Here is a 9524-nt window from a genome sequence, read left to right as displayed (position 1 = left end):
CGTGCAGATGTGCGACGCCTTCAACATCCCCATCCTCACCTTCCTGGACGTCCCCGGCTTCCTCCCGGGCGTGGACCAGGAACACGGCGGCATCATCCGCCACGGCGCGAAACTGCTGTACGCCTACTGCAACGCCACCGTGCCGCGGATCTCGCTGATCCTGCGCAAGGCGTACGGCGGCGCGTACATCGTCATGGACTCCCAGTCCATCGGCGCCGACCTCACCTACGCGTGGCCGACGAACGAGATCGCGGTGATGGGCGCGGAAGGCGCCGCCAACGTCATCTTCCGCCGGCAGATCGCCGAGGCCGAGGACCCCGAGGCCATGCGGGCCCGCATGGTCAAGGAATACAAGTCCGAGCTCATGCACCCCTACTACGCCGCCGAGCGCGGCCTCGTCGATGACGTGATCGACCCCGCCGAGACCCGCGAGGTGCTGATCCGTTCGCTGGCGATGCTCCAGACCAAGCACGCCGACCTGCCGTCCCGCAAGCACGGCAACCCGCCCCAGTAAGTGGGAGAACTGACGATGACGACACCTGACATCCGTGTGGAGAAGGGGCATGCCGAGCCGGAGGAGGTCGCGGCGATCGCGGCGATTCTGATGGCTCGTGCGGCCAGCGCGCCTGCCGCAGAGCCGGTGCACCGGGGGCGGCCTCGGGCCGGCTGGCGGCGCCTGGAGCGCGAACCGGGCTTCCGGGCCCCCCACAGCTGGCGCTGACTCCAAAGGGCCCCTCCTTTTCAGGAGGGGCCCTTTTGCAACCCCCTGAAGGGGCGCGGGGAACTGCGCGACCGGCCCCGTGCGGCCCGCACCCGGCGTGCAACAGTGCCCGGCATCCCGGTGGCCGTACGGGGGTGTGGCGCGGGCCTGCTGAGGGGTGCCGCCTGCGCCCACCCGTGCCGCCCCTAGCGGCACGACTGCCCGCAGGCGGCAGGCGCCCTAAGGGGCGCGGGGAACTGCGCGAGCAACCACCGACTACCCGCACCCGGCGCTGGAGGGTGCCGCCTGCGCCCACCCGTGCCGCCCCTAGCGGCACGACTGCCCGCAGCCGGCAGGCGCCCTAAGGGGCGCGGGGAACTGCGCGATCAGCCACCGTGCGGCTCGCACCCGGCGTCGCAACAGGTCCCGGCACTCCGGGTGCCGTACGCACAGAAACAGCCCCCGTGCCGACATCGCACCGGGGGCTGTTCTCACGCCAGGAGGCGCGTCACCGCAGACGCGCCATCAACGCATGCTCCACCAACGTGATGAGCGTCGACTTCGCATCGGCCCGATGCCGCGCATCCGTCGTGATGATCGGCGTGTCGGGCCCGATCTGGAGAGCCTCCCGGACCTCGTCCGGGTTGTACGGCTGCTGTCCGTCGAAGCCGTTGAGGGCGATGACGAAGGGCAGTCCGCTGTTCTCGAAGTAGTCGACCGCGGGGAAGCAGTCGGCGAGGCGGCGCGTGTCGACGAGGACGACGGCGCCGATGGCGCCGCGTACCAGGTCGTCCCACATGAACCAGAAGCGGTCCTGGCCGGGGGTGCCGAACAGGTACAGGATCAGGTCCTGGTCCAGGGTGATGCGGCCGAAGTCCATGGCGACCGTGGTGGTCGTCTTGTCCCCGGTGTGGGTGAGGTCGTCGATGCCTGCCGAAGCAGACGTCATGACGGCCTCCGTGCGCAGCGGGTTGATCTCCGAAACGGCCCCGACGAACGTGGTCTTGCCCACGCCGAAGCCACCCGCCACCACGATCTTCGCCGAGGTGGTGGAGCGGGAAGGACCGCCGCTAGAGCTTGCGAAGTCCACTGAGCACCCTTTCGAGCAGTGTCACGTCTGGCTGGCCGCCGGCGCTCTCGTCGCCGCCGGGCTGATGGATGGCGACCAGTCCCGCCTCCGCCAAGTCGGCGACGAGGATCCTGGCCACGCCGAGAGGGATGGTCAGCAGGGCCGAGACCTCGGCCACCGACTTGATTTCCCGGCAGAGGTTGCAGATCCGCTGATGCTCGGGCAGCTGGCCCTGCATCTGGTGCGGCTGCGCGGTGGTGTGCACCAGCGCCTCGATGGCGAGCTGGTACCGCGGCCTGGTGCGGCCGCCCGTCATCGCGTACGGACGCACCAGGGGATTGTTCGACGCCCCGGCGGGCGCCGCCTCGGGTGTCCGGCGCTGCGGCTGCACGGGCTGGATGCGCGGGCTGTGCGGCTGGTCGTACGGCGAGGGACCGGGGCCCTGCGGCGCGTACGGCTGACCGTGCTGCGGCGTGGAGGGGTAACCGTACCGGTTCTGGGAACCGTCGTTCTGACCCTGGGCAGGGCCGTACGACCAGTTACCCGCCGATGAACCGTCTGGGGGTGTTGCCACTTTCTCCTCCTCCGACTGTGCCTGGCGCCCATCACTGTGGAGCCGCGTCCCGAAACCTTAAGGCCCCGGGACGCCATGTCGCACCGTCCGATTGTCAGTTGAGAAGGCTCCCCTGGAGCTCCGCTCGAAGGTCCGGCGTGAGGACCGTACCCGCTCGGTCGACCAGAAGGGCCATCTCGTAACCAATGAGTCCGATGTCCGCCTCGGGATGTGCGAGAACCGCGAGCGACGAACCGTCGGAAATGGACATGATGAAGAGGAATCCCCGCTCCATCTCCACAACCGTCTGATTCACACTGCCGCCCTCGAAGATCCGAGAGGCGCCGGCCGTGAGTGAGGTCAGACCGGAGGCGACGGCCGCGAGCTGGTCGGCGCGGTCGCGGGGGAAGCCTTCGGACATCGCCAGAAGGAGTCCGTCGGCGGAGACCACCACCGTGTGGGACACCCCCGGGGTGTTGTCCACGAAGTTGGTGATCAACCAGTTCAGGTTCTGTGCCGCCTGGCTCATCGGGCTCACACTAACGCTCCTGGTTGTAGGTGCTGTCAGGACCGAGGCCCTGGCCGTTCGTTTCACTGCCTGCGGTGCGGCCTCGCTGGACGCCGCGCCGCAGGTTGCTCAGCCTGCCCCGGACGTCCTCCGGGGCGCGGGAGACCTGGGGGCCTCCCTGGGGGGTCGTCTCGGCGGCTCCCTGGACCAGGTTGGCCTTCGGGACCCTCCGTGGCAGGCCGGAGGAGGTCACTCCGCCCGCCTTGGGCTTCCGAAGCTGCGAGGCCTGCTGCCAGCGCTCGTCGTTCGCCGAGCGCCAGCCGCTGTCGCCGTTGCTCTCCGGAGTGGTGGCCGGCGGCTCCTGGTTCCCGCGGCCCGTGCCGCCCGAGCCGCCTGCGCCGCTCGCGGTGGAACCGCGGCGCGGGAGCCCGGCATCGGTCAGCGCGTGGGCCTCGGAGGGCGCCGGTCCCGGACGGTCGAAGCCTACGCCGTCCGGCTCACGCGCGTCAGCGGCCTGCGAGGATTCCCTCTCCGGGGTCTGTGCAGGGTACTGGTCCTGGTAGCCGTCGCGGTAGCCGTCCTGGCGCGGCCAGTCGTCGTCCTGACGCCGCTCGCCGAAGCCCGGGAACGAGCCCGTGGCGCCCGCGGGGGCCTGGCCGCCCCGGCCCGGCTCGGCGTAGGAGCCGTTCGGGTAGCCGCCGTTCTGCTGGAAGGCGTCGTTCTGGAAGGCGTCGTTCTGCGGCAGGTTGCCGTTCGGCGCGTAGTAGCCCTCGCCGTACGTCTGCTGCTGCTCGTCGTAGCCGCCCTGCCGGCCGTCGTCGTACGCCTGCTGGTCGTACCCGCCGCCCTGCTGCTGGTCCTGGTAGCCGCCGTCGTAGCCCTGGGTGTCGTACCCCTGGCCGTCGTCGTAGCCCTGGCCGTCGTCGTAGCCCTGCTGCTGCGCGGCGAACTCGTCCTGGTAGCCGCCCGCCTCGGCGCCCTCCTGGGCGTTCCCGGCGGTCAACTCGCCCTGCTGGGTGGGCGAGTTGGCCTCCAGGGCCGCACGCCGCTCCTCGCGCATCAGGGACCGGCCGACCGGGTCCAGCTCGCGGATGTCGTCGGGGACCTCCGCGTAGCGGCTGTCGTCGAAGCCGAGTTCCGCGGCCGTGCGCATCGGCTGGCCGAAGTTCTCACCCTGGAAGTTCTGCTCCGGGATGATCTGCGAGACCGTGAACTCGTCCTGCACCGGGGCCGCCTCGCCGCCACCGCCGTGGGTGATGGCGTCCGGCAGCATGACCAGCGAGGTGGTGCCGGCCTGCTCGCCCGAGGGGCGGAGCTGGACGCGGATGCCGTGCCGGTCGGACAGCCGGCCGACCACGAACAGACCCATGCGCTGCGAGATCGCGGCGTCCACGGTCGGCGGGTTGGCCAGCTTGTGGTTGATGTCCGCGAAGTCCTCGGCGGTGAGGCCGATGCCCTTGTCGTGGATCTCGATCATGATGCGGCCGTCGGGCAGCCTGGTCGCGGTGACGCGCACCTTCGTCTGCGGCGAGGAGAACGTGGTGGCGTTCTCCAGCAGCTCGGCGAGCAGGTGCACGAGGTCGGTGACCGCGCGGCCGTGGATCTCGGCGTCCGGCACGCCGGACAGCTCGATGCGCTCGTACTGCTCCACCTCGGAGGAGGCGGCGCGCAGCACGTCGACCAGCGGGACCGGCTGGTCCCAGCGGCGGCCCGGCTCCTCGCCGGCGAGGACCAGGAGGTTCTCGCCGTTGCGGCGCATACGGGTCGCGAGGTGGTCCAGCTTGAACAGGTTCTCCAGCTGGTCCGGGTCGGCCTCGTTGTTCTCCAGGTCGGTGATCAGGGTCAGCTGGCCCTCGATCAGCGACTGGTTGCGGCGCGACAGGTTGGTGAAGATCGCGTTGATGTTGCCCCGCAGCAGGGCCTGCTCGGCGGCGAGCCGGACGGCCTCGCGGTGGACCTGGTCGAAGGCGCGGGCGACCTCGCCGATCTCGTCCGTGGAGTTGATCGGGATGGGCGCGACCTTGGTGTCCACCCGGCCGGGGTCGGTCCGGGAGAGCTGGTCGACCAGCATCGGCAGGCGCTGCTCGGCGATGCCGAAGGCGGCGTTGCGCAGCTGGCGCATCGACCGGCTCATCTGGCGGGCCACCATGCCGGCCAGGATGAACGCGGCGAGCAGCGCGAGGACGACCGCGGCGCCGGTGATGAAGGCGTCCCGCTGGGCGTCGGAGGCGATCTGCGAGGCCTCGTTCACCGCGGTGTCGGCGAGGTCGGACTCGATCTGGCGGTAGCCGTCGAACTTGAGGGTGTTCATCGCCCACCAGTTCTCGGGCGTGATGCCCTTGGCGGCGAGGTCCTGGCGGGCGGACTCGTCCGTGGTGGACAGCCGGCCCAGCTCGGAGATCATGGTCTCCGGCTTGGACGGCGGCGGGACGTAGTCCGGGTCGCTCTGCGCGGCCTCCTTGGCCATCGCCGCGCCCTCGCTCTGGATGTTCGCGGCGACCTCGTCCAGCTTGGCGTTGTCCGCCTCGGTGCCGCCGCCCTTGTACTCGTCGAGGGCGATGCGCTCGAGGTAGGCGTACGACAGGAAGGCCACGCGCTGGCTGGCGAGCTGGCTGTCGGTCGGGCCCGGCTTCACCAGCAGGTGCATGCCGATGGAGCGCTGGAGCGACGAGGCGGCCTTGGTCAGCGAGATCGCGTAGACCGTGCGGCCGTAGCTGGTGACGTTGCCGGTGCCGAGGCCGAGCTCGTTGGCGATCTCCATCAGGGGGTGGGCGACGGCGACGTAGCCCTCCTCCGTCTCGACGCCCTTGAGCTTGGAGGTGTAGGCGGCGGCGCGCAGCGCGGACAGCTTGGGCTCGGCCTCGCGGACGAGCTGGAGGCGGCGCTGAAGACCGGGCTTGTCCGGCGCGCTCTGTGCCGCCTCGTCGAAGGCGTCGGCGGCCTGGTCGGTCGCCTGGCGCACCTTGGTGACGTCCGCGTCGTCCTGCCCCTTGCCGCTCAGCAGCGGCACGGCGCTGACGTCGCGCTCGTTGTAGAGGGCGTTGGCGTACGTGAGGGAGGCCTGCACGAGCCGGGCGGTGTTCTCGGCGTCCTGGGCCTCGGTCCAGGTGTCGATCGAACTCTTCACCTGGAAGCCGCCCATGACGAGGCCGACCAGCACGGGTATGAGCAGGATCGCGTTCAGCCTGGTGGCCACGCGCCAGTTCCGCGGGGACATGCGTCCTCCGCTCTGTGCGGGCGCGGCCTTCGGCTCGGGACCGGGCACGGGGGCGGGCGCCGCTGTGCGCGGCGGCGGCGTGAAGTTGCCCCGGGCCGACGGCTCGGGACTGTTCTTGCTTCGCCTCACTCGACCAACAACCTCTCGGCGGTCGGCACCTTCGTCGTGCCGCAGTGTCTCAGAGCCCGGCATGCCATCGACTACTGAGTACGTCTTTGACCCATGGGCAGTTCAGGCATTCCAGCATGCCGACCAGCGCTCTTCCAAACATGGAAAGGCAGGGGTCCCGAGTGATGTAAGCCCCAGATAAAACGGTCATAAAGAGCGAGGACCGCCAAATGGCGAGGTCTCCGTGCGCACAGCGACACTACGCGAACGCGTCGCGTGTCGGCCTCACCCGATTCCTCTGCCGAAACGTTATGAACACCGGGGCCGGCCGTGTCAAAGGACACAGCCGGCGCCGGTACATCTACGACAACTGAAGTATGCCGCTTTTGCTTTGGCTCTACCTGAGTCGTGCCATAAGGGCGTGTTCGACCAGGGTGATCAGCGCACTCTTGGCGTCCGCGCGGTGGCGGGCGTCCGTCGTGATGATCGGGGCGTCGGGCCCGATCTGGAGCGCCTCGCGCACTTCCTCCGGGGAGTAGGGCTGCTGTCCGTCGAAGCCGTTGAGGGCGATGACGAAGGGCAGTCCGCTGTTCTCGAAGTAGTCGACCGCGGGGAAGCAGTCGGCGAGGCGGCGCGTGTCGACGAGGACGACGGCGCCGATGGCGCCGCGGACCAGGTCGTCCCACATGAACCAGAAGCGGTCCTGGCCGGGGGTGCCGAACAGGTACAGGATCAGGTCCTGGTCCAGGGTGATGCGGCCGAAGTCCATGGCGACCGTGGTGGTCGTCTTGTCCCCGGTGTGGGTGAGGTCGTCGATGCCTGCCGAAGCAGACGTCATGACGGCCTCCGTGCGCAGCGGGTTGATCTCCGAAACGGCCCCGACGAACGTGGTCTTGCCCACGCCGAAGCCACCCGCCACCACGATCTTCGCCGAGGTGGTCGCACGGCTGTCGGAGACCGTCCCGCCGCTAGAGCTTGCGAAGTCCACTGAGCACCCTTTCGAGCAGTGTCACGTCCGGGGCGCCTGTCGCCTCGTCGCCGCCCGGCTGGTGCACGGCGACGAGTCCCGCCTCCGCCAGGTCCGCCACCAGGATCCGGGCGACCCCCAGCGGCATGTTGAGCAGTGCCGAGACCTCGGCTACCGACTTCACCTCTCGGCACAGGTGGCAGATGCGCTGGTGCTCCGGAAGGAGCCCCATGAGCGCTGCCGGGTCGGCCGTCGTACTGATCAGAGCCTCGATGGCCAGCTGATAACGCGGCCTGGTCCGGCCGCCGGTCATCGCATACGGACGAACCAGCGGCTGGTCGCCCTCGTCCTCGTACGGCTCCGCGTACGGATCATGAGAGGCGGTGGGCGGGGTCATGAATCCTCCGGGCGGGACAGCAAGTGGTCAGTCAAGCCATCTGATGGGGCCGGTGGGGGGAATTGTGGCGGCCGGACGGTGATTTGGTGAGACGGGTGGTGCCGGGGGCGTTCAGTGGAGCAGACTTCCCTGTAGCTCGGCGCGCAGGTCCGGGGTGAGGACCGCCCCCGCGCGGTCGACCAGGAGCGCCATCTCGTAGCCGACGAGGCCGATGTCGCACTCGGGGTGCGCGAGCACGGCGAGGGACGAGCCGTCGGAGACGGACATGAGGAAGAGGAACCCCCGCTCCATCTCCACGACCGTCTGAGCGACGTTGCCGCCCTCGAAGATCCGCGAGGCGCCGGCCGTCAGGGAGGTCAGCCCCGAGGCGACGGCCGCGAGCTGGTCCGCGCGGTCGCGCGGGAAGCCCTCGGAGAGCGCCAGGAGGAGACCGTCGGCGGACACGACGACGGTGTGGGACACACCAGGGGTGTTGTCCACGAAGTTGGTGATCAACCAGTTGAGGTTCTGTGCCGCCTGGCTCATCGGGCTCAACTAACGCTCCTGCTGGTGAGTGGGCCGCGGGAAGCTGCCGGTCTGTGCGGACCCGGCCTGACGACCCTGTGCGATACCCCGACGGAGATTGGTCAGCCGGCCGCGCACGTCATCGGGGGCGCGCGAGACCTGAGGACCGCTCTGGTGGTTCTGCTGCTGAGCCGTGCCCGGGACGAGGTTCGCCTTGGGCACCCGGCGCGGCAGGCCGGAGGTGGTGACGCCGCCCGCGGCCGGCTTGCGGACGCGTTCGGCCTGCTTGACGAGCTCGTCGTTGGGCGAGCTGCGCCAGGCGGCATTGGACCGCTGCGAGCCGGTCGGGCTCTGCGGTTGCGGGGACTGCTGCTGCGGCTGGTGCTGCGGGGCGGCCGGCGCGGAGCCGTTGCCCTGCTCCTGCGCACCGCCCTGACCGCCGCGGAACCAGTTGGTCTCCAGCGTGTCGTACAGCGGGGTACGGCCGTCGCCCGGGCCGGTGGCCGGGGGCAGCGCCCACTGGTCGGACGGCTGGCGCTGCTCCTGCTGCTGCGGAGCCTGCGGACGCGGCGGGACGGGACCGGCGCCGTGCGAGCCGTTCATCCGCGGGCGCTTGAACTGGCCCGTGGCGGACGGGTCGCCGGAGCCCGCGCGGCCGGGCAGCGCGTAGTTGCCGGTCGAGCCGAGGTCCTGACCCGGGGCCTGGTACTGGCCCGCGCCGTTGTCGTAGCCCTGCGGGGCGGGGAACTGGCCGGTGGCGGCCGGGTTCTGCGCGCCGGGACGGCCGCCCTGCGGGGCGCCGAAGATGTCGCCGCGGACGAACTGGCCCGTGCCCTGCGCGCCGTTGGCGGCGGGCCGGCCGTACTGGCCGGTGTCCTGGCCGGGCGCGTGCTGCTGCTCGTCGAAGCGCGGGATCTCCGCCGTGGCGCCGGGACCCTGACGGTCGTCGAAGCGCGGCATCGCGGCGGTCCGGGAGACGTCCGGCTCCTCGTGGCCGCGCGGGGCGTCCATCGGGGCGCGCGGCGCCGGAGGCCGGGCGTTGTCGTCGCTCCAGCTCGGGGTGCGCTGCTGCTGGTCGCCGCCCGGCAGTTCCGGACGGGCGCCGCCGCGCGGCGGGAGCTGGGGACGGCGGCCGCGCTCGGGGGCGTTGCCCCGCTGCGGGGGCACCTGGCCCCGGCCGCCGCCGAAGGCGTCCTGGCCCTGGTTGCCGGCCGGACCCGCGGCCTGCGGGGCGTTCGGGCCCTGCTGCTGCCCGAAGCCGGCCCCGGCGCCCGCCGGAGCGGGACGGCCCTGCGGGGGAGCGGACGGGGCGCCCTGGTCGAACAGCGAGGGGGTCTGGTTGCCCGAGGGACCCTGCGGCCGGCCGCCGGGACGGCCGCCGCCGTCCCGTCCGGGCAGTGCGGCGCGCGGGCCCTGACCGGCTCCGAGGCGTCCGCCGGCCGCGCCCGCGCCGAGCGCGCCGCCGCCGGACTGGCCGGCCCCGGCGGAGCGCCGCGCGGCG

Annotated in this window: 9 protein-coding genes and 1 pseudogene; 2 read left to right on the top strand and 8 right to left on the bottom strand. The window is 71.2% G+C overall.

What is annotated here, in order from left to right; all coding sequences use genetic code 11:
* On the top strand, nt 1-514 hold a 514-nt coding region (locus ACFOSY_RS20740), incomplete at its 5' end, for a carboxyl transferase domain-containing protein (protein WP_394309039.1).
* Between the two features lie 15 nt (nt 515-529).
* Nucleotides 530-721, top strand: coding sequence for an acyl-CoA carboxylase subunit epsilon (locus ACFOSY_RS20735; protein ID WP_394309037.1), 192 nt, complete (start codon nt 530-532; stop codon nt 719-721).
* A 487-nt stretch (nt 722-1208) separates the two neighbouring features.
* Here the strand turns inward: ACFOSY_RS20735 and ACFOSY_RS20730 are convergent, their stop codons facing one another.
* The 8 genes and pseudogenes from ACFOSY_RS20730 to ACFOSY_RS20695 form a co-directional block, all read right to left on the bottom strand.
* The gene (locus ACFOSY_RS20730; RefSeq protein WP_026243582.1) at nt 1209-1790 is read right to left on the bottom strand and encodes a GTP-binding protein; all 582 of its coding nucleotides are present in this window, start codon (nt 1788-1790) and stop codon (nt 1209-1211) included.
* The gene (locus tag ACFOSY_RS20725) at nt 1771-2343 is read right to left on the bottom strand and encodes a DUF742 domain-containing protein (protein WP_394309035.1); all 573 of its coding nucleotides are present in this window, start codon (nt 2341-2343) and stop codon (nt 1771-1773) included. Before ACFOSY_RS20725 ends, ACFOSY_RS20730 begins: the two co-directional genes overlap by 20 nt.
* A 94-nt stretch (nt 2344-2437) precedes the next feature.
* Nucleotides 2438-2851: a roadblock/LC7 domain-containing protein gene (locus ACFOSY_RS20720; RefSeq protein WP_004983065.1), complete on the bottom strand. Its 414-nt coding sequence runs from the start codon at nt 2849-2851 to the stop codon at nt 2438-2440.
* A gap of 10 nt (nt 2852-2861) precedes the next feature.
* Entirely contained in the window at nt 2862-6176 is a 3315-nt protein-coding gene (locus ACFOSY_RS20715) for a sensor histidine kinase (protein WP_394309033.1), read from the bottom strand.
* A 376-nt stretch (nt 6177-6552) separates the two neighbouring features.
* A complete protein-coding gene (locus ACFOSY_RS20710) occupies nt 6553-7143 on the bottom strand; it encodes a GTP-binding protein (RefSeq protein WP_086679456.1) in 591 nt (196 codons plus the stop codon).
* Complete coding sequence (locus ACFOSY_RS20705; RefSeq protein ID WP_006130593.1) at nt 7124-7519, bottom strand: DUF742 domain-containing protein; 396 nt, start codon at nt 7517-7519, stop codon at nt 7124-7126. The genes ACFOSY_RS20710 and ACFOSY_RS20705 overlap by 20 nt, the downstream gene beginning before the upstream one ends.
* Before the next feature lie 111 nt (nt 7520-7630).
* Complete coding sequence (locus ACFOSY_RS20700; protein ID WP_004983056.1) at nt 7631-8044, bottom strand: roadblock/LC7 domain-containing protein; 414 nt, start codon at nt 8042-8044, stop codon at nt 7631-7633.
* Nucleotides 8045-8053: 9 nt separating this feature from the next.
* Nucleotides 8054-9524, bottom strand: a pseudogene (locus ACFOSY_RS20695) (nitrate- and nitrite sensing domain-containing protein); the annotation flags it as partial.

The sequence above is a fragment of the Streptomyces lusitanus genome, assembly GCF_042647945.1.
Classification (GTDB): domain Bacteria; phylum Actinomycetota; class Actinomycetes; order Streptomycetales; family Streptomycetaceae; genus Streptomyces; species Streptomyces pseudogriseolus.
This window is presented reverse-complemented; position numbering and strand designations above follow the sequence as displayed.

Excerpts from the sequence above, each read along its gene's own strand:
- ACFOSY_RS20700 (WP_004983056.1), bottom strand. The coding sequence starts at position 8,044 with ATGAGCCAGGCGGCACAGAACCTCAACTGGTTGATCACCAACTTCGTG.
- ACFOSY_RS20720 (WP_004983065.1), bottom strand. The coding sequence starts at position 2,851 with ATGAGCCAGGCGGCACAGAACCTGAACTGGTTGATCACCAACTTCGTG.
- ACFOSY_RS20735 (WP_394309037.1), top strand. The coding sequence starts at position 530 with ATGACGACACCTGACATCCGTGTGGAGAAGGGGCATGCCGAGCCGGAG.
- ACFOSY_RS20705 (WP_006130593.1), bottom strand. The coding sequence starts at position 7,519 with ATGACCCCGCCCACCGCCTCTCATGATCCGTACGCGGAGCCGTACGAG.